Below are 26529 nucleotides of genomic sequence, written 5' to 3' on the forward strand. Positions count from 1 at the left end.
TGTCGCGGCCGAGATAGAACTCCAGATCGAGCGAAGACAGAATCTGCGGTGACTGTTTCCCGTCCGTCTCTGAGCGTACTTCCCGGATCACGCGCTTGAAGGCCGTGCCGATTTCAAGGCCAGGGCCGGAGAGATTGGCGATCAGCGCACGGGTAAAGGGTGAGTGCCCGTCGGTGCCGTCTGCGGCGACCTGTCCGGGTGCCGCGGCAAAGGCCACGAGCGTGCCTGCACCCTGTGTGTCAATCGGTGCGAGCCCCCTGATGGCGCCACCGCGGCTTGCGCCCTACACTTCGCGATTGAGCCGGTCTGCGAGCGGATTGTTGCGGCAGGCATCGAGGAAGATCAGCGAGATCTTCGCACGCTTTTCCAACGCGTTGACAATTTCGGAGAGTGCCATGGTTTCGGCTGGCACGTCGAATTCGCTTTCGAGCCTCGCATCGGTTGCGACAAGGAAATTATCGCCGTGCAGCTGCATGCCATGTCCGGCGTAGTAAAACAGTGCAACGTCTTTGGGGCCGATCTTGCGCGAAAAGCGCGCAAGCGCCTCGGCGAGACCCCTGCGATTTGTATTGAGCACGAGGTCGGCCTCAAAGCCCTGGTCATCGAGGAAGGTCTTGAACGCTTCGGCGTCGCGCGAAGCATTGGGCAGAATACCTGCAACGACGTAGTTGCTCATGCCGACGATCAGCGCCAACCGTTTGCCGTCCTCCTCGGCGAGGGCGTGCCCGACTGCAAGCAGGACGATCAGGGCCGAGGTGACCCAGGACGTGAGTTTTGTACGCCATTTCATGACCTACCCTCCGAGCCTCTGAGCCTGAACGGATCGCCATGACGGGACATTCTTGAATGCACCCCATCGCCGGAATCGATATGCGTGACTACTCAAATTCAAGAACGAGGCTCGGGGACATGTTGATGAGCCCCATGTCTTGCCACGTGTTGAGGTAGGTACTCCTCATGTCTTGCCGGCCGTCACGCTGGGTAAAATACATCGCGGAATCGGCGCCCGGCTTGAATTCGTATGGCGCGCCTGGGACCCATTTTGTGTAAGTCATCGCCTCGCCGCTGTCCCAGTGCCAGCCGCCTTTTGGCTCTTTGCCTTGCGGGTCCTGAACCAGGCCAATCCACGGCCCGATTTTGTAGCTGATGTTGTCCGGAGCGTAGTAGCCCATATCGAAAAAGCCCGGGTCGGCGTTAAACAGCGATGCGATAAAGGCATTTTCCGCGTCCGATGTGATCGAGGCAAGATATGTGCCGCAGTTCTTGGCGACGGTTTCGGCATAGGGTGCGCGAGTCGACCCCGTTCGTGCCACGACATAGAGATGGCCCCCGAAAGCACCATAGACGGACGGCTCGTGACCCAGGCATTTGATGGCGGCAAGGACACGCTCGTCTGTTTCGAGCCCGGTAAGGTCGTCGATGTCATAGATTCGCGCCGTCGTTGAACTGTATATGCCCTCTGCCCTGTCGTTGACCTTTATGCCAAGGGCTGCTGCAGTGAGCTCGGTGATGAAACCGCTCGCCGGCTGACGGTTGGTGCTTTGGAAGCGTTTGATCGCTTCGCGTGTCTGTCCGCCGAAAACGCCGTCGGCCACGCCGGATGCAAAGCCCTTGGCTGCGAGTGCTAGCTGGACGTTTTTGCGCTGTTGCTTGTCCGGCAAGAGCCGCGCTTCTACCGACAGCGGAAGATGCGACTGGTTGCGCACCGCTGCGGGTTCGATCTGTGCCAGTGTCTGGCGCGCGAGTTGCGCATACTCGCCGGTGCGGTGCTTTTCGACGAAGAAGTGCCAGATCCGTGGCGTGCCGATCCTCAGGGCCTTCTTGAAATCCGCTTCCGCCCCAAGCGCAGCCGGGTCGACTGCCGGTGCCTGTATTGCAGGCAGGGTGGCATTGGTATGCGGCACTATCATCTCCGGCCCGAAGTAGAATTCCAGCGACAGGGAGGACAGGATTTGCGGCTGCTGTTTGCCCTGCGTTTCCTTGCGCACGTCGCGAACGACCCGCTTGAAAGCGGTGCCGACCTCAAGGCCAGCGCCGGAGAGATTGGCGATCAGCGCGCGGGTGAACGGCGAATGTCCGTCGGTTCCGTCGGCTGCGACCTGGCCAGGGGCGGCGGCGAAGGCGACGAGCGTTCCGCCACCCTGGGTCTCGATCGGCGCCAATCCTCTGGTTGCGCCGCCGCGGGTGGCACCCTCAACTTCGCGCGTGAGTCTTTCGGCGAGTGGGTTGTTGCGGCAGTCGTCGAGGAAGACCATCGATATCCTGGCACGTTTCTCCAGTGCATTGATGATCTCGGAAAGCGCTACGGTTTCGGCCGGGACGTCGAATTCGCTCTCAAGCTTTGCATCGGTCCCGACGAGGAAGTTTTCGCCGCGCAGCTGCATGCCGTGCCCGGCGTAGTAGAACAGGGCTGTGTCTTCAGGCCCGATCTTGCGCGAAAAGTTTGAAAGCGCGCCGGCGAGACCCTTGCGATCCGCGTTGAGCACGAGGTCGGTTTCAAATCCCTGGCCCTTGAGGAAGGCGTCGAACGCTTCGGCATCACGTGAGGCATTGGGCAGCGTTCCGGCAACGACGTAGTTGCTCATGCCGACGATCAGCGCCAGCCGTTTGCCACTTCCTTCGGCAAGAGCGTTCCCTGCAGCAAATAGGACCATCAGCGCCGAGAGGAGCCAAAATCTCAGATCCGCACGCCATTTCATGACCTACCCTCCGAGCCCTCGAGACTGAAACGGATTGCCATGACGGGATATTCATGGATGCGTCCCCATCGCGTGAATTATATTAGATAATTGTGATTTATCCAGTTATGCGGGCGTGCCGACCTGCGCGGTGGTCCAGGCGGTCACTCGAATTCGAGAATGAGACCGCCCGTTCCGTCGGTTGGCCCCATATCGTCCCAGGTGTCGACATAGACGGACTTCGTGTCGGCTCTGCCGTTGCGGTGCGCGTAGTACATGCCGATATCGTCGCCCTTCTTGCCCTCGTTCGGCATGTCCTGGAACCATTTCGTGTAGGTCAGCGGCTTGCCATTATCCCAGTGCCAGCCGCCCTTGGGCTCCTTGCCCTGTGGATCTTGCGTAAGGCCGATCCATGGGCCCATCTTGTAGCTGACGTTTCCGGTGGGATCGTAGCCCGTCTGGAAGAACCTTTGGTCGGCGTTGAAAAGCGAGGCGACGAAAGTGTTCTCTTCTTGAGAGGAAATCGCCGCAAGATGCGCGCCGCAACCGCTGGCTATCCCGCGCGCGTAAACTGCCAGAATCGTACCCGTTTGCACGGCGACATAGAGATGCCCGCCGAACGCGCCGTATACGGTATCGAAGTGGCGCAGGCAGGTTAAAGCCTCCAGAACACGTTTATCGGTTTCGAGACCTTCGAGGTTGGCAACATCGTAGCGTCGGGCTTTGGTCGCGCTGTAGATGCCTTCCGCGCTGTCGTTGACCTTGATGCCGAGGGCTGCTGCGGTGCGCTCGGTAATGAAACCGCTCGCCGGCTGGCGGTTGGTGCTTTGGAAGAGTTTGATCGCTTCGCGCGTCTGTCCACCGAAAACGCCATCGGCCGTGCCCGCCGCAAATCCCTGGGCGGCAAGTGCGAGCTGGACGTTTCGCCGCTTGTCTTTGTCCGGCAACAGCCGTGCTTCGACGGATTGTGGCAGATGAGACTGGTTGCGCACCGCCGCGGGCTCGATCTGTGCCAGCGTCTGGCGAGCGAGTTCCGCATATTCGCCGGTGCGATGCTTTTCGATGAAGAAGTGCCAGATCCGAGGCGTGCCGATCCTCAAGGCCTTCTTGAAATCTGCTTCGGCCTCCAGTCCTTCGGGGTCTATGGCCGGTACCGCAACGGCCGGCAGGGCGGCCTGGATCTGCGGCGCGGCCGCTTCCGGTCCGAAATAGAATTCGAGCGAAAGCGATGACAGGATCTGAGGCTGCTGCTTGCCCTGCGTTTCCTTGCGCACGTCGCGAACGACGCGTTTGAAAGCAGTGCCGACCTCCAGGCCAGCGCCGGAGAGATTGGCGATCAGAGCGCGCGTAAACGGCGAGTGCCCGTCGGTTCCATCGGCGGCCACTTGCCCGGGCGCGGCGGCAAAGGCGATGAGCGTGCCGGCACCCTGGGTCTCGATCGGCGCCAACCCTCTGGTCGCGCCGCCGCGGGTGGCGCCTTCGACTTCGGTATTCAGCCGGTTGGCGAGCGGGTTGTTGCGGCAGGCATCGAGGAAGATCATCGATATCCGGGCACGCTTCTCCAGCGCGGTAATGATCTCGGACAGGGCTATGGTTTCGGCGGGAACATCGAACTCGCTCTCGAGCTTAGCATCCGTGCCGATGAGAAAGTTCTCGCCGTGCAACTGCATGCCATGGCCGGCGTAGTAGAAGAGGGCGACATCCTCCGGGCCGATTTTGCGCGAAAAGCTTGAAAGCGCGGCCGCAAGGCCCCTGCGATCTGCGTTGAGCACAAGATCGGTTTCAAATCCCTGCCCGTTGAGGAAGGTGCCGAATGCTTCGGCGTCGCGTGAGGCGTTGGGCAGCGTTCCTGCCGCCACGTAGTTCGTCATGCCGACGACGAGCGCAAGCCGCTTGCCGCTCTCCTCGGCGAGGCCATGCCCGACCACGAGCAAGACCATCGCGACCGAGAGGAGCCAGGATCTCACTTTCGCACGCCATTGCATGACCTACCCTCCAAGCCCACGGGACTGAAACGGATCGCCATGACGGGATATTCTTGGATGCGCCCCATCGCGTGCATTTATATTAGGTTTTTATAATGGATCGGGCAATGTCGACACTCAAGCCTCTGGCGAGCATTTGTGGTGCCGATAGAAGAGGCAAAGCCCATGTTGTGCGGGTTCTGCCCCTCGGCCTGCCAATATGTTGCATTGTTACAGAAAATGATGCGGTGCAGCATAAATCTTCGCCGGATGCATTTTCAGCCTGAAGCATATACTGTAAATCGTCATAAAACACTGTATCTGGGTGGAGAGCAGGCATGACGAAATGGGTTTACACCTTCGGTGGGGGCAAGGCCGAAGGACGTGCAGGTGACCGCGAGCGGTTGGGTGGCAAGGGCGCAAACCTTGCCGAGATGTGCAACCTCGGCTTGCCGGTGCCGCCTGGCCTGACCATCGTCACCGATGCCTGCAACAACTTCTTCGACAACGACAGGCAAATGCCTGACGGCCTGCACGATCAGGTGCGCGAGGGTATCCGCCGGATGGAGGAGGTGACGGGCCGCGTCTTCGGCGACACCAGCCATCCCTTGCTGCTTTCGGTTCGCTCCGGTGCCCGCGCCTCGATGCCGGGCATGATGGATACAGTTCTCAATCTTGGGCTCAACGACGAGTCGGTGCACGCGCTCGGCCATGACGCCGGCGACGCGCGCTTTGCCTGGGACAGCTACCGTCGCTTCATCCAGATGTATGGCGACGTGGTCATGGGCGTCGATCACGACGTCTTCGAGGAAATCCTCGAAGATGAGAAAGCGCGTCTCGGCCACGAACAGGACACCGAGCTTTCCGCGGTCGAGTGGCAGCATGTCATCTCCCGCTACAAGGAGGCGATCGAAGAGGCGCTCGGCGAGCCGTTTCCGCAGGATCCGGAAGTACAGCTTTGGGGCGCCATCGGCGCCGTCTTCTCAAGCTGGATGAACGCGCGCGCGGTGACCTATCGTCATCTGCACGGAATTCCGGCTGCCTGGGGCACGGCGGTCAACGTCCAGGCGATGGTCTTCGGCAATCTCGGCAATGCGTCGGCAACCGGCGTCGCCTTCACCCGCAATCCGTCGACCGGCGAGAGCGAACTCTACGGCGAGTTCCTCGTCAACGCGCAAGGCGAAGACGTTGTTGCCGGCATTCGCACGCCGCAAAACATCACCGAGGCCGCGCGTCTCGCCTCCGGTTCCGACAAGCCGTCGCTCGAAAAGCTGATGCCGGAAGCCTTCACCGAGTTTCGGTCGATCTGTGATACGCTGGAGCGTCACTACCGCGACATGCAGGATCTCGAGTTCACCATCGAGCGCGGCACGCTCTGGATGCTGCAGACGCGCTCGGGCAAGCGCACCGCCAAGGCAGCGCTGAAGATCGCCGTCGATATGGCGGAGGAGGGCCTGATTTCCGAGCAGGAGGCCGTCGCCCGCATCGATCCGGCCTCGCTCGACCAGTTGCTGCATCCGACGATCGATCCGCATGCGCGGCGCGACATCATCGGCTCCGGCCTGCCGGCCTCGCCAGGTGCTGCGACCGGCGAAATCGTCTTCACCTCCGAGGAGGCGGTTCAGGCCGACAAGGAAGGCCGCAAGGTCATTCTCGTGCGCGTCGAAACCAGCCCGGAAGACATTCACGGCATGCACGCCGCCGAAGGCATCCTGACGACGCGCGGTGGCATGACCAGCCATGCGGCCGTCGTTGCCCGCGGCATGGGCACGCCTTGCGTTTCCGGCGCCGGCAGCATTCGCGTCGATCTTCGCAACGAATTGCTGACGGCCGGAAGCGTGACGCTCCGCAAGGGCGACGTCATCACCATCGACGGCTCGTCCGGTCAGGTGCTGAAAGGGTCGATCGCCATGCTGCAGCCGGAGCTTTCCGGCGACTTCGGCAAGATCATGGCCTGGGCGGATGCCAGCCGCCGCATGACTGTCAGAACCAATGCCGAAACCCCGGCGGATGCGCGCGCGGCGCGCTCCTTCGGCGCCGAGGGCATCGGCCTCTGCCGCACCGAGCACATGTTCTTCGAGGATGACCGCATCAACGTCATGCGCGAGATGATCCTCGCCGACGACGAGGCCGGCCGGCGCTTGGCACTCGCCAAGCTCCTGCCGATGCAGCGCTCGGATTTCGCCGAATTGTTCTCGATCATGCATGGCCTGCCGGTGACAATCCGCCTGCTCGACCCGCCGCTGCACGAGTTCTTGCCGAAGACCGACGAGGAGATCGCCGATGTCGCCGGCGCACTTTCGCTTGATCCGTCGGCACTGCGCCAGCGTGTCGACGAGCTGCACGAGTTCAACCCAATGCTCGGCCATCGTGGGTGCCGTCTGGCAATCTCCTATCCTGAGATCGCCGAGATGCAGGCGCGCGCCATCTTCGAGGCTGCCGTCGAGGCCGCCCGCGAAACCGGCGCGGCCGTCGTTCCTGAAATCATGGTGCCGCTCGTCGGCCTCCGGGCCGAACTCGACTACGTCAAGGAGCGCATCGACGCGGTCGCCAAGGCGGTGATCGGCGAAGCCGGCATCGGCATCGACTATCTCGTCGGCACGATGATCGAACTGCCGCGCGCAGCACTCCGCGCCGGCGTAATCGCCGAAGCGGCCGACTTCTTTTCTTTCGGCACCAACGACCTGACGCAGACGACCTTCGGCATCTCGCGCGACGACGCCTCGCAGTTCCTGGCGACCTACCAGCAGAAGGGCATCATCGAGCAGGACCCCTTCGTCTCGCTCGATTTCGAAGGTGTCGGCGAACTGATCCAGATCGCCGCCGAACGTGGACGACGCACCAAGAACGGCCTGAAGCTCGGCATCTGCGGCGAACATGGCGGTGACCCGGCCTCGATCCGCTTCTGCGAGGACGCCGGTCTCGACTACGTCTCCTGCTCGCCGTTCCGCGTACCGATTGCCCGTCTTGCCGCCGCCCAGGCGGCGATCAACGGCAAGGGGTAGGGGGGCCCTCTGCGTGTTGCAACGATGCAACGCGCGGACGCCGGCGCCGGCCGCCTCCTGGGCGTCGTACCGACGATCGAGCTTGGGGATTTGCGCTTCGAAACCTTGCGGGCCGGCGGGCCCGGTGGCCAGCATCAAAACACTACCGATAGCGCCGTGCGGGCGACGCATGTCCCCACGGGCCACACGGTCGTTTGCCGAGAGGAGCGATCGCAGCATCGCAACAAGGCAACTGCAATTCGCAGGCTTCAAGCCATTCTGGATCTCAGGCCGCCGGGAACGAGCAGCAAGAAAAGACGGCCTTGTTCATGGCCAGCAAGGAGCTGGAGCGGGGTAACGCGGTCAAGACCTTCCGCCTGTAGCCTTCCTTGGCGACCCGGGCTTGTGCGCCCGGGTCGCCTTGATACGCTGATCGTCGAGCCGCGACATTACCGGTTGCTTCGGTTGAACGCCTCCGTCAGCGCATGATGACGACGGGGCGGTCCCAGCCCCACATCATCACGTCGTTCTGATAGCGGAAGGCGCGCGATTCAGCGCGCCGGTCGAGTTCGATGCGTTGCAGGCAGGTGGCAAAGGCGTCGGTGCCGCGGCGGAAACCGTAGGAGGCGCAGGTGTTGCCGTCGGCGATGCGCCGCTCTTCCGGTGTCATGGTCTGGCACGCCGTCAGCAGCAGGGCGGCTGCGACTAGGATCGTCAATCGGGTCGTCATGATGTTCGTGTCTCCTGGGTGCCGCCTTCGTATTCATTTCTCGAATCGCAATTAATATAGGGAGTTGCGCCGAAAATCGAAGCGGACCACGCCAATTCTGCGGCAGGCGCGCGGTCGCACGCAGGGGAGACGTAAAGCGTCCGATGTCGTCCTGAAAGTTGATTTTCTGAGGCTTGGCCCGACGTGATCAGCACGCCAGAACCGACACGTCAGCGCGTAGGTCTTTCGATTGAAGCCAGTTTAAACCGCCGCCGGCAGGCGGCGATCACATGCGTTCGAGCACGCCGACGAAGGACTCGGCGAAGCGCTCCAGGTCTCGCGTGCCATCGCCCGGGTGCTCGAGGCGGATGGTCGTGCCCTGCTCATCAAGGCAGGCAAACAGGATCGATGTTTCGCTGTCCTGCTCGCCATGCCGGAGCACGGCGATACTCAGGCAATCTTCGACCAGTTCCGAAGCAGGCAATGCAAACAGAAACTCGCCGCCGGCATTGTCGGCAACGGTCCGGACAAAACCAGGGAAATCGTCCTTGTTTCCGGAAAAGCCGTCGAGGGAGAGTTCGAGCTCGAGGAGCCCCATCGGAATTCCGCCGTCACGCGGGGGAAGAGGGGTAGGGGTGGCAATGGCCACGGCTGCCTGCGATGCGCCCATGTAGGTTCTCCGTCGATCGCCGCGTACTTTCACATGAAGCCGTGCGCGGCCGTTGCCTCCGATTGAAACTCCGCGCGCCTTGGGCGCGCGGGCACATTCCCATGTGTTGATAGGTGGTTAACGAGAATGGCGATTTTGCGGCGAAGCCTCAGGCATGGCCCGCGGCGCGGCGGCCGACTGGGCATTGCCTGTTTTCACGGCACGGGGCATGGTCTAAGAATGCGATCTGTTTCGCGGCAGGGGATTGATTCAACTACATGATGGTCCGGTACGAGCGTCCCTATTCCTATGCCGCCCATTGGGCGCGTCGCTTCGCCCGTGTCTCCTTCGTGCTCTTCTTGCTTTCGCTGCTGGCGCACCGCTTCGGGCCACTGACGACACCGCATTTCCTGGCTCTTGTCGGCCTGTCCGGCATTTTCGCGCTGCTCGGCGTATTGCTTGCCATCGTCGGTCTTGCACGCCTCTGGCAGGTCGCCGCGATCGGCGGCCTCGCGTCTGCTGCGGCTCTTGTCTATGCCGCGCCGGCGCTCGGTTTCATCGGCTTCGGCGTCGTGCAATATCTGACCCGCCCGGCGATCTACGATGTCAGCACCGACACGGTGACGCCGCCGCCATGGCTCAAGGTACCGCAGACCGAAGAGAGCTGGCTGAAACGCAAGGGCGCTGTGACGCCCGAGGACCGGGAAGCGCAGATCCTTGCCTATCCGGGCCTCACCGGCCGGCGCTACGATGGCGCACTCGACCGCGTTTACCAGGGCGTGCGCACTGTCATCGAACAGAACCGCGTCGGCATCACCGAGGAGCTTGGCGTCGAAAACGCCCGCGCCGATCTCGAGGATCTGACCGTACGGCCGAATGCCGGGGCGGAGACGACCGTCGAACCGGAGAACGTACCGGTGCCGGCGGCGCGGCCGGAACTCTCGCTCGAAGGGGCGATTGCGGGGCGCCGCGCCAGCGACGTCGTGCTCCAGGGCGAATGGCGCACGCTGATCGCCGGCTTCCGTTTCGATGTGTTGATCCGGCTGCGCGAAGAGGCCGAAACAACCTTCGTAGACCTGCGTGTCGCCTCCCGCTATGGCCCGCATGACCTCGGCATGGGCGCCGCCTTCGCTGATCAGTTCCTGCGGGCGCTCGATGCCGAGCTGCTCGGCATTGCCGGCGATTGATCGGCAGAGTACCGCCAGGAGACGTCAGTCGTTCACGGCGGCGCCGCGGCCATCGAATTGAGCGGTAGCTTTTCGGTCGAGGGCGGGCGCCCGCAACGACGTCGACTCATCGGCTGGTGCAAGCCAGCCGAGATAGCGCACGATCAAGCCGGTCAAGGGGCTTTCGACCTCCACATGGAAGTGAAACAGGCCGTCGCGATCTTCCTCGAACGTCCGACCGCCCGGCGCGAGCCGCAAGGGAAGCGGGAGGCCGAGGAAGGACCAGGCGCGAACCGAGAGGTGCAGTCGATCTTCTGCAGGCTCCAAGGCACACAGGATGCGGAACGGTCCGAAATCCTCCGCCAGCAGTTGTTCGTTTCGCCTCTCTACCTTCTGCTGCGAACTGCGCAGGATCTTTTCGCCGAAGCGCCGGGTCCAGACCTCCCGACCGTTGCCGCATGCGAAGCGGATTTCGACCGGCACATCCGCACCGGCGCTGGGAAAGCCGAAGATAGAGGCGACAAGGCGGGCCCAGATCGATCCGCCTCGCTCGACGACCGCACGTCCGCGAAAGGTTGCGTGTCCTTCCGATCTATCATGCAGGGCTTGGATCGAGGCCGGCACGAGATCCCAATCGCGTCCGAGGATCCGCCGGTAGAGGCTCTGCTGTTGGACCATGATTTCCGTCGTCATGCGATGAAGCGGCCACGCTCCTCGGGCGTCGGCACCATGCAACTCTGACGGCGCCCGGCTATGCGATAGCGGTTTCTCGCCACGAGATCATAGAGTGGGTCGCGAAGGGCAGCGGGCAGGATACGGCAGACGTTCACCAGCGACCATGGCAGGCCGAGCCGCGCAAGCGTCCGCATCGAGCCGTCGGATTTGAAGCGGGCGACGCCGTCCTCGATCAGGATGTTGCTTTCGAAGCTGCTGGCGTCGAGGCCGTAGTGCCGATAGAGCGCCTGGCCAAGCGGCGACTGCGCCGTGAGATAGCGATATTGCGCTCGCCGGTCATGGCGAAGCAGGAAACGTACCCAGCCGGAACAGAAAATGCATTCGCCGTCGAAGACGATTACGGGATTGTCGTCGGCAAAGGCAGGCACCGCGGCATCGCTGCGATAGCTGTAGGCGACCCGCCGCATGGTCAGCCGGCTCCGCCAGGCGCCAGCCGGTAGGCGCCAAGGAGCGAGGGCGGCCCATCGGTCTCGACCCGCCCTTGCTCGATCAGGTCTTCCAGATGGGCAAGGACCGAAAGTGCCGCCGCCCCATGCAGCCGGACATCGGTCGAGGCATAGATGACCTTGACCATATCCGGGATATGGCTGTCGCCGGCGCGAATACGTTCGAGCACTGCGCGCTCGCGCATCTTGCGGTGGGCGCGCAAGCCCCGAAGAAACGAGGCGGGCTCGGTCACCGGCCCGCCGTGGCCGGGCAGGTAGAGGTGCTCGTCTCGGTAGAGCAGTTTTTCAAGCGAGGCCATGTAGTCCGCCATGGCCCCATCCGGCGGCGCGACGATCGTTGTCGCCCAAGCCATGACGTGATCGGCGGAAAAGAGGATACCGGTGCCGTCGAGTGCGAAGGCCATGTGGTTGGCCGTATGGCCGGGCGTCGTCAGCCCCGTCAGGCTCCAGCCATCGCCCTCGATCCGCCCGCCATCGGCAAGCACGAGATCGGGGGCGAACTCCATGTCCGAACTCTCGGCAAAAGGATTGGTCTCGCCCGTATGCAAGGGGCGGGCGGAGCGGTGCGGGCCTTCGCCCACGATCAGCGCACCGGTCGCAGCCTTCAGCCGGCGCGCAAGCGGCGAGTGGTCGCGATGCGTATGGCTGACGGCGATATGGGTGACCTCACGGCCGGCAAGGGCCGCCATCAGCGCCTGAAAATGCGCCTCGTCATCCGGGCCGGGGTCGATCACCGCAACGGAACGCTTTCCGACGATATAGCTGTTGGTGCCGTGGAAGGTGAAGGGGCCGGGATTGTTGACGGTGATGCGCTGCACATCGTCCGCAACCGTCACCGCCTCGCCATGGGCCGGCTTGAAATCGAGATCGAAGTCTGGCCCCTGCATGCGTCTCTTCCTGGCTTTCACTTGTACTCGATCTCGATGAACGACATCGGCTCGCTGCCGGCATTGACGACATTGTGCGACATGCCCGCCTCGCGGCGATAGGCCGCTCCCTTGGCGATATCGACACGGCGGCTGCCGCCTTCCTCCTCGAGCAGGAACTGGCAGTCGGTCATCGGCACGACGACATAGCCGAGACCGTGCACATGGTGGCCCGTATCGGCGCCGGGCTCGAAATCCCAGCGGGTAATACGCACCACCGCGTCATCGACGAGCACGCTCGGAACGGCAGGAGGGCGGGCGCGAAACTGGCTCATGATCTTCTCCATTTCGGCGGGACAATAGGAGGTGCGATGCAGGAAGGGAAGGGTGCAGGCGGCAGCGGCAGACGTTGTGTCGCGGTGTGCTCGCCGGCCTTTTGCACAGCTGATCGACAAATCCGCCGAAAAACCAACTTAGTGTCAACTTAGTGATTGTTACGGACGGCGAGCTTTGATAATCAGGCGCTCGATTTGGCGGGCTTGTTTTTCCGTCAGTCCAGTTGGGGCGTCGCCAAGCGGTAAGGCACCGGTTTTTGGTACCGGCATTCCCAGGTTCGAATCCTGGCGCCCCAGCCACATTCTTCCAATCGTCCGATCCCGAACGGCCAAACCCAGCTTTGGGCCGGGCCTCTACTTGCACTCTTGTCAAGTCACGCTGCAACTGACACGCTAGTTTCGGTGATTCCTACTTGTATGAGGGAGAAGATGGCTCACAAATTCGAAATCTACAAAGACAAGGCTGGTGAATACCGGGTTCGCTTCAAGTACAACAGCGAAGTGATGTTCTCGACCGAGGGCTACAAGACCAAGGCCAGCGCGCAGAACGCCATCGACTCGATCAAGAAGAACGGTCCCGACGCACCCGTCGAGGACAACAGCAGCAGCTGAGTTCGACATTCTTTCCATAGAAAAAGCCCGCCGATTTTCACCGGCGGGCTTTTTTGTTTCTTGGCGTTTAGCTTGCGGTTGCGGCCGGCTTGGTCTGCGCCGGCGCGCCCAGGAACTCTTCGCACCAGCTCGGGCCATCGGCACGCTTGCGGTCGCCGGCAATGCGGATCGAGCGGATGACATAGTCCGACGAGACGGTAAGCTGGACGGCGCAGCTCAGATATTCCGTGCGGGCCGACGCGATGCGCTTGCCGCGCTTGCCGTCCTTGGTGGTTTCGTACTGCGCCGGAACCTTGCGGGTCTTGTAGCCGCCCTTCCAGCTATAGACGGTGGAGCTGCCGCTTTCGACGTCGGAGATCGGCGGACCGTATTGAGCGAAAAAGCCGCCGGCCGGCTGGCCGAGCCAACGCGCTTCGACCGCGTTCTTGGAGATCCCCGTTCCGGTCGTCGTGCAGCCGGCAAGCACGAGCGCAAGGCCCGCCACCGTCATCATACGGAAGTTCATGTTTCTGTCCCTTTGGTTCTCGTTCTGAAATAGGCATGGCGCGGAAGCCCGTATCCCCTGGTTTTCCGCGCTTTCCGTTGTGCCTCTAGCGCCAAACCAGGCGAAAGGAAATCCACGCCGCGCCTTGCATTTCAGGAAAATATGAAGCGTTGCACAAAGTCCCTATCGGGCGCGCTTTCAGGCGCCGACGCCCCCGGAAAACGGCAATTTCCGCATGAGTTTTCCACCGTCACAAGTTTTTTGAAAAAGGCGCAAGGTTTTTCGAGATAGGCGCTTGTGAAATCAAAATGCCTGTTCTATAGAGGCGCCGCTGGTCACGGAGTGTAGCGCAGTCTGGTAGCGCACCACGTTCGGGACGTGGGGGTCGCAAGTTCGAATCTTGCCACTCCGACCAGCCAAATCAATCCTTTACCCGATCATTCCCTTGCATGCCGCTCGGCGCCGCACCGTATGCGCTTGCGCTTTGCGCGCCTGTTCCGGCGTCGATCTTTACGCCCACTCGTCCTCCATGTTAGCCGTTCGTCGCTCCCTCGAAGCCGTTGGTCGAATAGCCGTGCATTCGCACCCGGGTCGGCCTGTCTGCGCGAAGGCGAAGGTTCTAGGTTCCCGTCATTCGATCAATGACGACGAGGAACGGGAATGTCGATCAAGCATCTATTCATTGCAGCGGTTCTGCTTCTGGCCGGCCATTCGGTGGCGGTGGCGCAGAGCTGCGAGAAGAATTTCAAGGCTTCGGGCGTGCCGCTGGTGACGCCGGTCTTTTACAAGACCTGGCAGGAGTTTCCGAAGCTGAAGCCCGAGGCCGCCTTGCAGCGGATGGCACGGGGTGTCGCGGCGGAAGGATTTTCGGGAATCGAGATCAACAAGTCGCTCGGGACCATCGAGGCCTATCAGGATACCGCCGGCTCCGGACGGCTGCAGACGCTGCGCGTCGTTGCCCGCAAGCGCGGTTCAGGCACGCGGGTTGATGCGATGTTCGATATTCAGGTGGGGCAGGTGACCACCAAACAGGTGGTGCAGGAGGGGCTCTGCAATATCATCCGCTCCGCAGTCGAGTAGGGACCAGCGGGCGCAACGGACAGGCAGCAGCAGGAGAGCGTTTCCATTGTCGATATGGTAACGCTCCGTCCGCTTGTCAGCCCTGCCGTTCGAGCGCCTTTAGCGTCGATTGGGCCGCGGCCTGTGCTTGCAGCATCGACGTGAAATTGCCCTGGGCGGGATAGGTGACGCCGCGATACTTGATGACGAAGCACCATTTGCCGTTGACGCGTTTCTCGACCTTCACGGTGGTTTCCGGTTGCTTGTCCGTGCTCACCTTTTCGTCTCCCTGATTCGGCGCATCGTTGCGCGAAAGTCGTCCAGATACGCCGGAGAGGTCGGCTCTGTCCATCGATACCCCGCATACATGGGGCGCTGTGGCGGGGGAGAGGCCAGGGAAGAGCGCCTATGCCGGGCAGGAGCCTTGCTGCCGGGCCACGGTCAGGCGGACTGTCCCACAACGTCCAGGAACGGTGAAACAGCCCTATCGATCCTCATGATCGACGCGCCAACTTACGAATGCGGAGACGGATGAAAAGGTGCGATCTGTGCGATTTCGGGTCAAGGTGAAGCGATCGCCAGCCCCTGTCCTGTTTTGGGACGGTGGCGGCTTCAGGGCGGGAAGCGGATTCAACAGCGCCGGATCACTCATGCACCAGCAATGCGCGGCTTTATTGTTCACTTTGAAACGACGTGTTCACGGAATGATGTCTTATCAGAGTGAACAATCAGGGCGATATTTCCATCAACACTTGTTCTTGCCCGAGAGGCCCAGATGTTGAAGGAACCGATATTCACCTTTCGCGAGATCGCCATATGGACCGCCATACTTGGCAGCGTCGTAGGCTATCAGCTTTGGCAGCACGCCGAACCGGCGCCGTTGACGATGGTTCTCCCGGCGATCGAGCAGCAGCTTTGATGATGAATGCCGGCAGGAGTTCACTCCTCCGGCATGCCGTTGCGCCTGGCCGCCTGCAGCAGGTCGATTTCGCCGGCGACCGGACCGAACTGGTTCTCCAGCCGCTCGGCTTCCTCCGCATCGAGCCGATATTTCCGGGCAAATGCTTCGATCGATACCATGCGCCCGCGAAAGCCTTTTTGCCTCGCATCCTCGCCTTGATGTTCCGTTTTCATGGTGCTTCTCCCATGCGCCAGGGACATAGGGCGACGGACTTCTTTGAAAAGGCCCAAATCGACCGGTAGCAACCGCGGTTTCAGCAACGAAAAAGGGGCCTTGGTCAGGCCCCTTTTTTGTGTGTGCTGCGGCTGTCGATCAGCCGTCGATATCGTCGATGATCTCGACCGCCTTGCCGGCGCTGACGCGTCGGATTTCGGCCTCCTCGCGGCGGCCCGCGAAGAGTTCGGTCGCCATCAGCTGGTCGGCGAGGTCCGCCGGCAGCGAGAGGATAACGCGGGCGTCTTCCGTGTGGATGCCGCCGAGTGCCGAGCGCTTGGCCGTGATCATGCCGCCAGCCACCGTGTTGTTGGTGTCCGGATCGATCAGGATGAAGGCGCCGGTGAAGCGGTTCTGCTCGTAGGTGTCGAAGATCGCCTGCTCGTCGAAGGCCAGATGCACCTTGCCGATGGCGTTCATCGGCAGCTGCTCGGCATGGTTCCACTTGCCGGTCTTAAGGTCGAGCTGGCTGGCAGGCTGGATCTGGACGCGCTGGCGGCGGCTGCCGCTCTTCAGCCAGTAGCGCTTGCCCGGCTGGATGCCTTCCGGCTGCAGGGCAACGAGCTGGGCATCGAAGGCAAGGCCGGTCAGCGGCTGGCTGTCGATGGCCACGATCATGTCGCCGCGCGACACGTCGACCTGGCGGTCGAGCACGAGCGTGATCGCGTCGCCGGCGACGGCGGCGTTGCGCACGAGGTCAAAGGTGACGATCTTGGTGACGTTGGCCACCATGCCGGAGGGCAGGATCACGACACTGTCGCCCGGCTTCACCGAGCCGCCGGCAACCGTGCCCTGATAGCCGCGGAAGCTTTCGCCGGGCCGCGAGACGCGCTGTACCGGCAGGCGGAAGCCGACGGTCTGGGCCGAACGGGTGGTTGCCAGTTCCAGCACCTCGATCAGCGTCGGGCCGTCATACCAGGGCATGGAAGCGCGGCCGTCGTAGACGACGTTCTCGCCCTTCAGAGCCGAGACGGGAATAGCTGTGACCTGGCGCACGCCAAGCGACAATGCCAGTTCCCGGAATTCGTGGTTGATCTCTTCGAAGCGGGCGCGATCGTAGTCGGTGAGGTCGATCTTGTTGACCGCCAGTACGAACTGCTTGATGCCCATCAGCGTTGCGATCGTCGCATGCCGGCGGGTCTGCTCGAGCAGGCCGACGCGGGCGTCGACCAGCAGCACGGCGAGGTCGGCGGTCGAGGCGCCCGTTGCCATGTTGCGGGTATATTGCTCGTGGCCGGGCGTGTCGGCGACGATGAAGGAGCGCTTGTCGGTCGAGAAATAGCGATAGGCGACATCAATGGTGATGCCCTGTTCGCGCTCGGCCTGCAGGCCGTCGAGGAGCAGCGCGAAGTCGGGCAGGCCGAGATCGTTCTGCTTGCCGTTGGAATCGCGCTGGAGCGTCGCGGCCTGGTCTTCCTTGACCGCCTTGGTGTCCCAGAGCAGGCGACCGATCAGCGTCGACTTGCCGTCATCGACAGAGCCGCAGGTAATCAGGCGAAGCGGGCGGCTGTCACGCGCGGCGCGCGCCGGCTCCTGCGCCGGAAAGGCCAGAACCTCGCCGGCAGCAACGTGCTCAACGGCATTCGCGGTTGCGGGTGCAGTCATCAGAAATATCCTTCGCGTTTTTTCTTTTCCATCGAGCCGGACTGGTCGCGGTCGATGGCGCGGCCCTGGCGTTCGGATACGGTCGCGGTTTCAAGTTCGGAGATGATGTCGTCGAGCGTCGTCGCGCTGGAGCGGATGGCGCCGGTCAGCGGGAAGCAGCCGAGGGTGCGGAAGCGGATCACTTCCTCGCGTTTGGTCTCACCCGGCAAGAGTTCGAGGCGCGGATCTTCGGCCAGGATCATCATGCCGTCGCGTTCGACGATCGGGCGCTTCTCAGCGAAGTAGAGCGGCACGATCGGAATCTCTTCTGCCTGGATGTAGCGCCAGATGTCGACTTCGGTCCAGTTGGAGAGCGGGAAGGCCCGCACGCTTTCGCCCTTGCGGATCATGCCGTTATAGACGTTCCAGAGTTCCGGGCGCTGGTTGCGCGGATCCCAGCGATGATCCGGCGTGCGGAACGAATAGATGCGTTCCTTGGCACGGCTTGCTTCCTCGTCGCGCCGCGCGCCGCCGAAAGCCGCATCGAACTGGCCGGCGTCGAGCGCCTGGCGCAGCGCCTCGGTCTTCATGATGTCGGTATAGAGCGCCGAACCGTGGCTGAAGGGCGTGACGTTCTCGGCTGCACCGCGCGGGTTGATGTGCTCGATCAGGTCGAGGTCGTAGCGCTCGACGATCTCGTTGCGAAACGCGATCATCTCGGCGAACTTCCAGCCGGTGTTGACGTGCAACAGCGGGAAGGGCACGCGGCCAGGATAGAAGGCCTTACGGGCGAGGTGCAGCAGCACCGAGGAGTCCTTGCCGATCGAATAGAGCATGACCGGGCGTTCGAACTCGGCGGCCACTTCGCGAAAGATGTGGATCGCTTCGTTCTCGAGTGCCTTCAGATGCGGATCGAGCGGCGGCTTGGCGCTCTGCGGATTGTGCAGTTCCGTTTCCGGATGGATATGGGGCATTTCAGTCTCCGGGAGGATTTGTCTTCAGACGAGCGCGCCAGCCTCAGGCGGCGCTGCTCGAATTCGGGATGATGGAACTGGCGGCAGCTTCCGGAACGTGCAGACCACATTCGCGCTTCTCGTCGTTTTCCCACCACCAGCGGCCGGCGCGCTCCGGCTCGCCGGGCTTGATGGCGCGGGTGCAGGGCTCGCAGCCGATCGACGGATAGCCGCGGGCGTGCAGCGGGTTGACCGGAACGGCATTGGCGGCGACGTAAGCACGGATGGTCTCGATGTCCCAGTCCGCCAGCGGGTTGATCTTGATGAGGCCACGTTCGGCATCAGCTTCCGCGAACGGGGTCGATGCGCGATTGCCCGACTGGCCCCGACGCAGGCCGGTGACCCAGAAGGTTACCCCTTGGAGTGCGCGCGCAAGCGGCTTCAGCTTGCGCACGTCACAACAGGCATGCCGGGCCTCGACGCTCTCGTAGAAGCCGTTGAGGCCATAGCGCGCCGCATAGGCGTCGATGTCGGCCTGTTCCGGATGGTAGCGCTTGATCAGGATCCCGTAGGCTTCTTCGGTTTTTTCGATAAGGGCGACCGTCTCGTTGAACAGGCGCCCGGTCTCCAGTGTCGCGACATTGATGGACAGCTTGTTCTCGCCGATGGCCGCGGTAATCACCTGATCCTCGATACCGAGCGAGGTCGTGAAGACGGCCTGCCCTTCAAGGCTTGCGACAAGCGCCAGCCGGCCGGCGAGATCCAGGCCTTCGAGCGTCTCGTTCAGTGCCTTGGCGGTGGTTTCGAGGGATGACGTGGTCATGGCTGCGTCCTGTTCCAACTTGGTCGGAATATCGCAGCCCAATGCGACAATGGACAGAAATAGCGGTTTCTAATGCTGTTTGTTTGGAGCAAATCTGCCTCTCAGAACGAAAGGCAGCGAAAAACCGAATATAGACTAGTAATTTACTAGATTTTATACTGTATGGCTACGACGGCAACCCTTGAAGAGGAGGCGCGAACCTTGCGGGCCCGCGCCTCCTGCCAAGGGGAGAGCCAGACCGTCAGAACGCTGCCCAGCCGGCCTCCTGTGCCTGCGGGGCACTGCGATAGGCCGTGGCGAGTTTGCGGCCCAAGGCGCGTGCGGGCGAAGGGGCAGCAATCTCGCTCGTCACGAGGCGTGGTGCCGCCGCTTGGCCGTTGCCCGTCTTGAAGCGCATCAGCAGATCGTTGAGCGCGCCGGCCTCGCGGGCGAGGCTATGGCTCGCGGCGGTCGATTGCTCCACCATTGCCGCGTTCTGCTGCGTTCCCTGATCGATCGCGTTTACCGCCGTATTGATCTGCTGGATGCCGGCGGCCTGTTCGCGGGCGCTTTCGACGATCGCCGTCACGTGGCTGCTGATCTCCTTGACCTCGGTGATGATGCTTTCGAGCGCCGTACCGGTCTCGCGCACCAGCGTGACGCCGGATTTGACCTGCTGGCCAGATGTGGCGATCAGCACCTTGATCTCCTTGGCGGCCTGCGCCGAGCGCTGGGCGAGCTCGCGCACCTCCTGGGCGACGACGGCAAAGCCCTTGCCGGCTTCGCCCGCGCGAGCCGCCTCGACGCCGGCATTCAGCGCCAGGAGGTTCGTCTGAAAGGCAATGTCGTCGATGACGCCGATGATGCTGGAGATCTCCCGCGACGAGGCTTCGATGCCACTCATCGCGGTGACGGCATTGCCGACGATCTCGCCGGACTTCTCTGCTGCACCGCGGGTGCGCGTCACCAAGGTGCCTGCCTCCTCCGCACGCCGGCTGGCATCCGCCACGGTGGTCGCGATCTGGTCCAGTGCAGCCGCCGTTTCCTCGACCGAAGCCGCCTGCTGTTCTGTGCGCTTGGAAAGGTCACCGGCCGCAGAGCGGATTTCGCTGGCGCCGGCATTGATGCTGCGGGCGTTCTCGCCGACCGAGCGCAGCGCATTTTCGAGATTGGTGACGGAGCTGTTGAAGTTCGTGCGTAGCGTGTCGAGCCGTTCGGCAAGCGGCGTGTCGATGCGATAGGTGAGGTCGCCTTCCGCCAGCCGGTCGAGACCGAAGCCGAGCGCATTGACCGCGGTCTGGATCTCGGCAGCTTCCTTGACCTTCTGCGCCTCGCGCTGCTCGCGCTCGCGTTCGGAAAGTGTTCGACCCGCCTCCGCTTCCTGCTCGAGCCGCTGGCGTTCGAGCGCATTGTCGCGGAAGACAGCGACGGCACCCGCCATCTGGCCGATCTCGTCACGGCGGCCTTCGCCGAAGATCGTGGCCTTGAGGTTGCCGGCTGCAAGCTGCCGCATGGCCTCGCACAGCTGCGTCAGCGGCCGAAAGAGACCGGCGGCCACGAACCAGACTGTTGCCCCAAGAAGCGCGATGGCAAAGGCGGCGATCATGACCTGCCAGCGTGTCAGGGTGTCCTTCTCCACCTTGGCCGCCTCCAGCTCCTGGTCGGCTTCCGCGAGCTGGAGCTTGACCAGGGCGCCGATCGGTTCGGCCAGCGGATCGATGGCCGCGTAAAGGCGGCTGTCGATAAACCGGCCGAACTCGGCGATGTCCTGTCGATCGATGATCTCGAGCATGTCCCTGACCGCCTGCTCGCTGCCGACGCGGGCTGCGTCGAAGGTCTTCGCAAGCTTCTTTTCCTCAGGCGTCAGTCTCGTTGCTTCATAGGCGCGCCATTGTTCGTCGATGGTGGCAAGCGCCGCGTTGATCTTCTCCTTGCCGTCAGCCCACCCAAGCGCGCCGCTTCGCATCTTGTGGGTCGTATCGACGATTTCGACGGCGTACATGTCGGCGACGGTATCGAGCTGCGCCACCGGCAACAGCCGGTCGGCGACGATCGATTCGGTGCGCTTGGAGATCGATGTCATCGCGTTGAAAGCCGTGACGATCATGACCAGCATGGCGACGGCGAGCAGGGACAAGCACACGAGCAGGCGTGCTTTGATTGTCATGAAAAACGCTCCTCGGTTGCCCGCAAGGCAAATCATCCTCGGCCGGTGACCGCGGACAAGGCCGCATGGTCATCGGGAAGCGAGCTCGCCTTGGCAGGGAGTAATGACGATGATGGGGATGGAGCACGCGTTACTACGCGGCGAAACTGCCCTCATGGCACGTTCGCCCAGCGTTCACTCCGTCTTATCTAGACATAACAACCGGAGATTAAGAGTGGCTAAATTTTAAGGTGTTGGACAAAGCTCGCGCAACCCATGGTCATCGCAACCACAGGAGGCGGTTGGCGATGCTCAAGAAGTGTTGAAGACCACATCCTTTCGCAAATCGTTCTTCGGGTTCAAGCTGCCACCTCTCCGAAACAGGCGAAGGAGCACGCACATGTTGAAAGCCATTTCACGCCGTGGCGTTGCAGCGGGTGTCCTGACGGCGCTTCTGGTCACCGGCGCCTATGCCCATCACGGATGGTCCTGGGCCGAGGCCGACCAAATCGAGCTCAAGGGCATCATCCGCGAAATATCGATGGCGCCGCCGCATCCGACCTTGCAGGTGGAAACGACCGCGGATGGCATGTGGCACGTCGAACTCGGCAATCCCCGGCAGACGGAGCGCTCCGGCTTTGTGGAGGGATCAGCCAAGGCCGGTGACGCCGTCGTCGTTCTCGGCAACCGCTCGCTCGACCCGAACGAAAAGCGCATGAAGGCGGTGCGCATCACGGTCTCCGGCAAGACCTATGACATCTATCCGGAACGCATCCGGGCCGGTGGATGAGTGGGGCGGAGCTTGTCGAATGGATCGCCGGCTGGCCGGTCGGCGCTGCGCTCAGGCGTTCGGCGCTTCTCTATCTCTTGGTCAATGCGGCCCACATTCTCGCGATCGGGCTGCTGATGGGCACCATCGTGCCGTTGGATTTACGGTTGCTCGGTTTCTTCGGCAACACCTCACTTGAAGTGCTCGGACCGTTTCTGTCGCGTGCGGCGGCAGTTGGCTTAGCATTGGCGATCACCACTGGCTTATGCCTCTTCAGCGTGCGCCCGGCGGCCTATGTCACGAATGCTGCCTTTCTCGCAAAGATCGCTCTGTTGGGGATCGGTGCCGTCAACGCTGTCAGTGTGCATATGGGCGGCGCCTGGCGGGCCGCCGTAAATGGCGGCCCGGTCTCATGGCGTCTTCGCATCCCGGCAGCCGTCTCGCTGACGGTGTGGCCGGCAGCGCTCCTGGCTGGGCGCTGGATCGGCTTTCTCTGATGCTGGTTCTATCGGTCGTTGGCCGTTTTCCACGCGGGGAGGGCTGGCTCCTGCTTGAGCGCTCTGCCGCGCACGAACTGCAGCGTCGCTTCGGCCACCCGTTGCCCGAGATGCGTTGCGGTGGCGAGATCGGATTGCGGCGGCGCAAGATCGGCCCCCTGGTCGACATTCGACTGCGCCCCAGCACCCAGCCAGAAGCCTAACCGGTTGAGATTGTCAGAAGATCCTGTGGTCGAGTGGTTGGCCGGCGGCAGATCGAGGTTGATCCAGTGCATGCCGTGCTGGGCAGCAAAGAGTGCAAGTTGCATCAGCGTCGCGAGCTTGTCGCCGGAAGCGGTTCCCGAATTGGTGAAGCCAGCGGCGATCTTGTCTTTCCAGAGATAGCCTTTGGCCATCACCGCGTTCGAACTTGCCTCCTGGAAAGATTTGAACGCGGCTGATGGACCCCCGACATAGGTTGGCGTGCCGAAGATGATCGCCTCAGCCGAGAGCAGATCGTTCCACCGGTCCGGTGCTTCGTCGACGGTCAAGAGCAGGCATTGCGTGCCGTCGACCCGCTCGATTCCGGCTTTGACGGCTTCCGCCTGACGTGCGGTGTGGCCGTAGCCGCTGTGATAGATAACGGCGATGCATATGTTGCTCATGGTTTGGTCTCCATTGGTTTTGGGTGATGGATCTGCAGCGCGCGAGCGAAGACGCGCGCCGGCGGCGCGTTGCACGTTGAAGGCAACGCTGGTCAGGATCGGTTGATGGGGCGGTGGCTCTACAGTGCCGCGCTTCTTATGAGACGCGCAAAGGTCGCTGTAGCACTTTGCCTTGCTGCAAGTTTTTGTCCTTAAATCGGCTACGATTTAAGGAAACATGCAGTAGCGACCGCGTGCGATCGTCAGGACGCAGTCACTGTCGTTCAATGAATGGCGTGACCATCGAACTGCCTCAGCGTCTCCGGGAGATGTTTGAGCTTCTCCGGATTGCGCGTGACATAGATGGCGGTGATCCGGTCCTGTTCGATCTCAAGGGCGGTTGTCTGCAGGATCTCACCGTCTTCGATGGTGATGAAACCGGGTAGCCCGTTGATGAAGTCGTAGCGCACGAGCCGCGACATCGTCTCCGCAAAGATCAGCGCCAGCGACGCGTGGAGTTTCATGACCTTGTCGAAGCCCATGATTGGCCATCTCGGCGCCACTGTCTTGCCGCCGCCGTCGGCATAGACGATCGCCTCCGTTGCGAGCAGCGAGCGAAGCTGCTGCATGTCGCCGCTGCGCGAAGCCGCGAAGAAAGCGCAGGCGATTTCGAGGCCTTGTTCCCGGGGCATGACAAAGCGGCGACGAGCGCTGCGGATATTGACGCGGGCGCGGCTGGCAAGTTGACGGCAGGTCGCCGGTTTGCGGCTGAGCGTCTCGCCGATTTCATCGAAGCTGACGCCGAAGACATCGTGCAATAGAAACGCGGCCCGTTCGAGCGGCGACAGGCGCTCCAGCGCCATCATCAGTGGCAAGGTGATGTCGTCGAGGTCGTCGTTTTCCTCGACGACCGGTTCCGGCAGCCATGGTCCGACATAGGTCTCGCGTCGGTGCCGCGCCGACTTCAACTGATCGAGGCAAAGTCGCGTCACGATGCGGCGCAGGAAGGCTGACGAATCCTTGACGGCGGTGCGGTCGGCGTCGAGCCAGCGCAGGAATGCCTCCTGGACGACATCCTCGGCTTCGCTGACCGAACCCAGCATCCGATAGGCGATGCGGATCAGTCGGGGACGCAGCGGCTCGAAGGTCGTTCTGACGTCTTCGTCGGTCATCACGCCCCCCATCGCCGTTCGGGGCAATCGGCTATGGCATGGCCGGCAGGCACGAGGAGCCATGATGGCATTGCCGCTGGAGTAACGGCAAGCAGGTCCAGCCTCGGTGTCATGTTCGTCTCCTTCTTCTCGGGCACTCGAGAAGATAGGACGAGATAGCGTCGGCGAACGTGACATGCCGCAGACATTGCGGCTGTCGAATGCGAGGAAAACGTGCCGCCTAGAGCATCCCGCTTTCAAGTGGAATCACTGAAAGCGGATAAGATGCTCTAGAATCAAAGTGCTAGAGCGCCGTGCGTTCGTCTGAACGCACGGCGCTCTGGTGCACGCGATCCTTATCGGTCGCTGACCTCCCAGCGCGGGTTGATCCACGGCTCCTGGTTGGAGCGCGCCAGCGGCTGCTTGCCGAGAATGTGGTCGGCTGCCTTCTCGCCGGTCATGATCGACGGGCTGTTGAGGTTGCCGTAGGTCACATGCGGGAAGATCGAGCTGTCGGCGACGCGCAGGCCATCGACGCCGATGACGCGGGTTTCCGGATCGACAACCGCCATCGGATCGTCCTTGGCGCCCATCTTGCAGGTGCCGCAAGGGTGATAGGCGCTTTCCAGGTGCTCGCGCAGAAATTCGTCGATCTGCTCGTCCGACTGCACCTTCTCGCCCGGCTGGATCTCCGGACCGCGATAGTGGTCGAAAGCCTTCTGGCCGAAGATCTCGCGGGTGAGGCGCACGCAGTGGCGGAACTTCTCCCAGTCCTCCGGGTGGCTCATATAATTAAAGCGGATGACAGGATCGGCCATCGGATCGGAGGAGCGCAGCGTGACGTTGCCGCGCGACTTGGAAAGATTGTAGCCGACATGCACCTGGAAGCCGTGCGTGTTGGCGGCCGCCTTGCCGTCGTAGCTGATCGCCACCGGCAGGAAGTGGTACTGGATATCCGGCTGCTTGACGCCGGGTGCGGAGCGCAGGAAGGCGCAGGCCTCGAACTGATTGGAGATGCCGAGGCCCTTCTTGAAGAACAGCCATTGCGCGCCGGCAACGCCCTGCCAGAACCACGGCAGCCAGGAATAGAGCGACACAGGCTTGGTCGAAATCTGCTGGAAATAGAACTCCATGTGGTCCTGCAGGTTCTGGCCGACGCCGGGCCGGTCGACCTTCACCTCGATACCCATGTCCTTGAGGTGCTGTGCTGGACCAATGCCCGAGAGCATCAGCAGTTTCGGCGAATTGAACGACGAGGCCGAGACGATCACCTCACGGTTCGCCTTGACGATCTCGATCTTGCCGCCGCGCTCGATCTCGACCCCGGTCGCCCGGCCGTTCTCGATGATGATCCGGCGGGCGAAGCAGCGCACGAGCGAGACGTTTTGCCGTTTCATTGCCGGCTTCAGGTAGGCGTTCGCCGCCGACCAGCGCCGTCCCTGCCAGACGGTCTGCTCCATCAGCCCGAAGCCTTCCTGCTTCGAGCCGTTGTAATCGTCGGTGAGTTCGAAGCCGGCCTGTTGGCCCGCTTCGATGAAGGCGTGGAACAGCGGGTTGTGGACCGGGCCGCGCTTGACGTGCAGCGGCCCGTCGGTGCCGCGCCAGCCGGCTTCGCCGCCATGCGATTTTTCCATGCGCTTGAAATAGGGAAGCACGTCCGCATAGGCCCAGCCGCGTGCGCCGAGCTCGTCCCAGCGGTTGTAGTCTTCCGCATGGCCGCGCACATAGACGAGACCGTTGATCGAGGAGGAGCCGCCGATCACCTTGCCCCGCGGCGCGGTGATGCGCCGGTTGTTGAGATTCGGTTCCGGTTCGGAGAGATAGCCCCAGTTGTAGCGCTTCATGCTCATCGGCCAGGCAAGGGCCGCCGGCATCTGGATGAAGGGGCCGATATCCGAGCCGCCATATTCCAGCACCAGCACCGTGTTCTTGCCGTCTTCGGACAAGCGGTAGGCGAGCGCCGAACCGGCGGAGCCGGAGCCGATGATGATGTAATCTGCCTGCATAAGCGTGGTCTTTCTTCTAGCGTCTCGCGTTCGACCTATCTGGCGCTTTCACCCCTCATTCCTGTGCGTGTCACAGGAATCCAGCCAAGCGACGTCTGTCGCTTGAAGACTCTTGTGCGCCACAGACGTGGCGCTGC

Annotated in this window: 26 protein-coding genes, 2 tRNA genes and 1 pseudogene; 10 read left to right on the forward strand and 19 right to left on the reverse strand. The window is 62.4% G+C overall.

Features of this window, described 5'->3' with window-relative positions; all coding sequences use genetic code 11:
• Nucleotides 1–25 precede the first annotated feature (25 nt).
• The 3 genes and pseudogenes from BLU35_RS02750 to BLU35_RS02760 all read right to left on the reverse strand — a co-directional run.
• Nucleotides 26–790 (reverse strand): annotated as a pseudogene (locus tag BLU35_RS02750) (caspase family protein); the annotation flags it as partial.
• 88 nt (nucleotides 791–878) lie between these two features.
• Nucleotides 879–2699, reverse strand: a complete 1821-nt coding sequence (locus tag BLU35_RS02755; protein WP_093232082.1) for a caspase family protein — start codon at nucleotides 2697–2699, stop codon at nucleotides 879–881.
• Between the two features lie 143 nt (nucleotides 2700–2842).
• Entirely contained in the window at nucleotides 2843–4663 is a 1821-nt protein-coding gene (locus BLU35_RS02760; protein WP_057250623.1) for a caspase family protein, read from the reverse strand.
• Nucleotides 4664–4980: 317 nt separating this feature from the next.
• Here BLU35_RS02760 and ppdK point away from each other — a divergent pair, with 317 nt between their 5' ends.
• Nucleotides 4981–7647, forward strand: a complete 2667-nt coding sequence (gene ppdK / locus BLU35_RS02765) for a pyruvate, phosphate dikinase (RefSeq protein ID WP_057250621.1) — start codon at nucleotides 4981–4983, stop codon at nucleotides 7645–7647.
• A 24-nt stretch (nucleotides 7648–7671) separates the two neighbouring features.
• On the forward strand, nucleotides 7672–8115 hold the full coding sequence (locus tag BLU35_RS36825) for a peptide chain release factor family protein (RefSeq protein ID WP_502688126.1): 444 nt from the start codon (nucleotides 7672–7674) through the stop codon (nucleotides 8113–8115).
• On the opposite strand, the gene BLU35_RS02775 is transcribed toward BLU35_RS36825, so the two are convergent.
• Both BLU35_RS02775 and BLU35_RS02780 read right to left on the reverse strand, forming a co-directional pair.
• On the reverse strand, nucleotides 8105–8356 hold the full coding sequence (locus BLU35_RS02775) for a hypothetical protein (RefSeq protein WP_057250618.1): 252 nt from the start codon (nucleotides 8354–8356) through the stop codon (nucleotides 8105–8107). The genes BLU35_RS36825 and BLU35_RS02775 overlap by 11 nt on opposite strands.
• A 265-nt stretch (nucleotides 8357–8621) precedes the next feature.
• The gene (locus BLU35_RS02780) at nucleotides 8622–9005 is read right to left on the reverse strand and encodes a hypothetical protein (RefSeq protein ID WP_057250616.1); all 384 of its coding nucleotides are present in this window, start codon (nucleotides 9003–9005) and stop codon (nucleotides 8622–8624) included.
• A 257-nt stretch (nucleotides 9006–9262) separates the two neighbouring features.
• Here BLU35_RS02780 and BLU35_RS02785 point away from each other — a divergent pair, with 257 nt between their 5' ends.
• Nucleotides 9263–10171: a DUF1499 domain-containing protein gene (locus BLU35_RS02785; protein ID WP_093232083.1), complete on the forward strand. Its 909-nt coding sequence runs from the start codon at nucleotides 9263–9265 to the stop codon at nucleotides 10169–10171.
• Nucleotides 10172–10195: 24 nt separating this feature from the next.
• Here the strand turns inward: BLU35_RS02785 and BLU35_RS02790 are convergent, their stop codons facing one another.
• The 4 genes from BLU35_RS02790 to BLU35_RS02805 are packed head-to-tail and all read right to left on the reverse strand — an operon-like array spanning nucleotide 10196 to nucleotide 12532.
• Nucleotides 10196–10843 carry a DUF4166 domain-containing protein gene (locus BLU35_RS02790; protein WP_093232084.1) on the reverse strand — a complete coding sequence of 216 codons (648 nt, stop codon included), beginning with the start codon at nucleotides 10841–10843 and terminating at the stop codon, nucleotides 10196–10198.
• On the reverse strand, nucleotides 10840–11292 hold the full coding sequence (locus tag BLU35_RS02795; protein ID WP_057250610.1) for a thiol-disulfide oxidoreductase DCC family protein: 453 nt from the start codon (nucleotides 11290–11292) through the stop codon (nucleotides 10840–10842). Before BLU35_RS02795 ends, BLU35_RS02790 begins: the two co-directional genes overlap by 4 nt.
• 2 nt (nucleotides 11293–11294) lie before the next feature.
• Nucleotides 11295–12218: an MBL fold metallo-hydrolase gene (locus BLU35_RS02800; protein WP_057250608.1), complete on the reverse strand. Its 924-nt coding sequence runs from the start codon at nucleotides 12216–12218 to the stop codon at nucleotides 11295–11297.
• A gap of 17 nt (nucleotides 12219–12235) precedes the next feature.
• The gene (locus BLU35_RS02805; protein ID WP_057250606.1) at nucleotides 12236–12532 is read right to left on the reverse strand and encodes a cupin domain-containing protein; all 297 of its coding nucleotides are present in this window, start codon (nucleotides 12530–12532) and stop codon (nucleotides 12236–12238) included.
• Nucleotides 12533–12757: 225 nt separating this feature from the next.
• On the opposite strand from BLU35_RS02805, the gene BLU35_RS02810 reads away from it, so the two are divergent.
• Both BLU35_RS02810 and BLU35_RS02815 read left to right on the forward strand, forming a co-directional pair.
• Nucleotides 12758–12832, forward strand: a tRNA-Gln gene (locus tag BLU35_RS02810).
• 129 nt (nucleotides 12833–12961) lie between these two features.
• Nucleotides 12962–13144: a YegP family protein gene (locus BLU35_RS02815; protein ID WP_057250604.1), complete on the forward strand. Its 183-nt coding sequence runs from the start codon at nucleotides 12962–12964 to the stop codon at nucleotides 13142–13144.
• A 67-nt stretch (nucleotides 13145–13211) separates the two neighbouring features.
• Here the strand turns inward: BLU35_RS02815 and BLU35_RS02820 are convergent, their stop codons facing one another.
• Complete coding sequence (locus BLU35_RS02820; RefSeq protein WP_057250603.1) at nucleotides 13212–13649, reverse strand: hypothetical protein; 438 nt, start codon at nucleotides 13647–13649, stop codon at nucleotides 13212–13214.
• A 317-nt stretch (nucleotides 13650–13966) separates the two neighbouring features.
• On the opposite strand from BLU35_RS02820, the gene BLU35_RS02825 reads away from it, so the two are divergent.
• Nucleotides 13967–14043: transfer RNA gene (locus BLU35_RS02825), tRNA-Pro, on the forward strand.
• Between the two features lie 245 nt (nucleotides 14044–14288).
• The gene (locus tag BLU35_RS02830; protein WP_502688127.1) at nucleotides 14289–14708 is read left to right on the forward strand and encodes a hypothetical protein; all 420 of its coding nucleotides are present in this window, start codon (nucleotides 14289–14291) and stop codon (nucleotides 14706–14708) included.
• 76 nt (nucleotides 14709–14784) lie between these two features.
• Here the strand turns inward: BLU35_RS02830 and BLU35_RS02835 are convergent, their stop codons facing one another.
• The gene (locus tag BLU35_RS02835; protein WP_057251083.1) at nucleotides 14785–14964 is read right to left on the reverse strand and encodes a hypothetical protein; all 180 of its coding nucleotides are present in this window, start codon (nucleotides 14962–14964) and stop codon (nucleotides 14785–14787) included.
• A gap of 498 nt (nucleotides 14965–15462) precedes the next feature.
• Here BLU35_RS02835 and BLU35_RS35525 point away from each other — a divergent pair, with 498 nt between their 5' ends.
• Nucleotides 15463–15606 carry a hypothetical protein gene (locus BLU35_RS35525; RefSeq protein WP_093232085.1) on the forward strand — a complete coding sequence of 48 codons (144 nt, stop codon included), beginning with the start codon at nucleotides 15463–15465 and terminating at the stop codon, nucleotides 15604–15606.
• 20 nt (nucleotides 15607–15626) lie between these two features.
• Here the strand turns inward: BLU35_RS35525 and BLU35_RS02845 are convergent, their stop codons facing one another.
• The 5 genes from BLU35_RS02845 to BLU35_RS02865 all read right to left on the reverse strand — a co-directional run bounded on the left by BLU35_RS02845 (nucleotide 15627) and on the right by BLU35_RS02865 (nucleotide 21367).
• Nucleotides 15627–15821, reverse strand: coding sequence for a hypothetical protein (locus BLU35_RS02845; protein WP_057250601.1), 195 nt, complete (start codon nucleotides 15819–15821; stop codon nucleotides 15627–15629).
• Nucleotides 15822–15960: 139 nt separating this feature from the next.
• A complete protein-coding gene (gene cysN / locus BLU35_RS02850; protein ID WP_057250599.1) occupies nucleotides 15961–17466 on the reverse strand; it encodes a sulfate adenylyltransferase subunit CysN in 1506 nt (501 codons plus the stop codon).
• A complete protein-coding gene (gene cysD, locus BLU35_RS02855; protein ID WP_057250597.1) occupies nucleotides 17466–18419 on the reverse strand; it encodes a sulfate adenylyltransferase subunit CysD in 954 nt (317 codons plus the stop codon). Before cysD ends, cysN begins: the two co-directional genes overlap by 1 nt.
• A 43-nt stretch (nucleotides 18420–18462) precedes the next feature.
• A complete protein-coding gene (locus tag BLU35_RS02860) occupies nucleotides 18463–19221 on the reverse strand; it encodes a phosphoadenylyl-sulfate reductase (protein ID WP_093232086.1) in 759 nt (252 codons plus the stop codon).
• Nucleotides 19222–19462: 241 nt separating this feature from the next.
• Nucleotides 19463–21367, reverse strand: a complete 1905-nt coding sequence (locus BLU35_RS02865) for a HAMP domain-containing methyl-accepting chemotaxis protein (protein WP_093232087.1) — start codon at nucleotides 21365–21367, stop codon at nucleotides 19463–19465.
• Between the two features lie 379 nt (nucleotides 21368–21746).
• Between BLU35_RS02865 and BLU35_RS02870 the strand changes: the two genes are divergently transcribed.
• Together BLU35_RS02870 and BLU35_RS02875 are read left to right on the forward strand one after the other, a co-directional pair.
• A complete protein-coding gene (locus BLU35_RS02870; RefSeq protein WP_057250589.1) occupies nucleotides 21747–22136 on the forward strand; it encodes a DUF6152 family protein in 390 nt (129 codons plus the stop codon).
• Nucleotides 22133–22612, forward strand: coding sequence for a DUF2214 domain-containing protein (locus BLU35_RS02875; protein WP_093232088.1), 480 nt, complete (start codon nucleotides 22133–22135; stop codon nucleotides 22610–22612). Before BLU35_RS02870 ends, BLU35_RS02875 begins: the two co-directional genes overlap by 4 nt.
• 8 nt (nucleotides 22613–22620) lie before the next feature.
• Here BLU35_RS02875 and BLU35_RS02880 read toward each other — a convergent pair whose 3' ends face one another.
• The 3 genes from BLU35_RS02880 to betA all read right to left on the reverse strand — a co-directional run bounded on the left by BLU35_RS02880 (nucleotide 22621) and on the right by betA (nucleotide 26392).
• Nucleotides 22621–23256, reverse strand: coding sequence for a flavodoxin family protein (locus BLU35_RS02880; RefSeq protein WP_093232089.1), 636 nt, complete (start codon nucleotides 23254–23256; stop codon nucleotides 22621–22623).
• Between the two features lie 263 nt (nucleotides 23257–23519).
• A complete protein-coding gene (locus tag BLU35_RS02885; protein ID WP_093232324.1) occupies nucleotides 23520–24407 on the reverse strand; it encodes a sigma-70 family RNA polymerase sigma factor in 888 nt (295 codons plus the stop codon).
• 335 nt (nucleotides 24408–24742) lie between these two features.
• Nucleotides 24743–26392: a choline dehydrogenase gene (gene betA / locus BLU35_RS02890; RefSeq protein ID WP_093232090.1), complete on the reverse strand. Its 1650-nt coding sequence runs from the start codon at nucleotides 26390–26392 to the stop codon at nucleotides 24743–24745.
• Nucleotides 26393–26529 lie beyond the last annotated feature (137 nt).

This window comes from Sinorhizobium sp. NFACC03 (genome assembly GCF_900103435.1).
Classification (GTDB): domain Bacteria; phylum Pseudomonadota; class Alphaproteobacteria; order Rhizobiales; family Rhizobiaceae; genus Ensifer.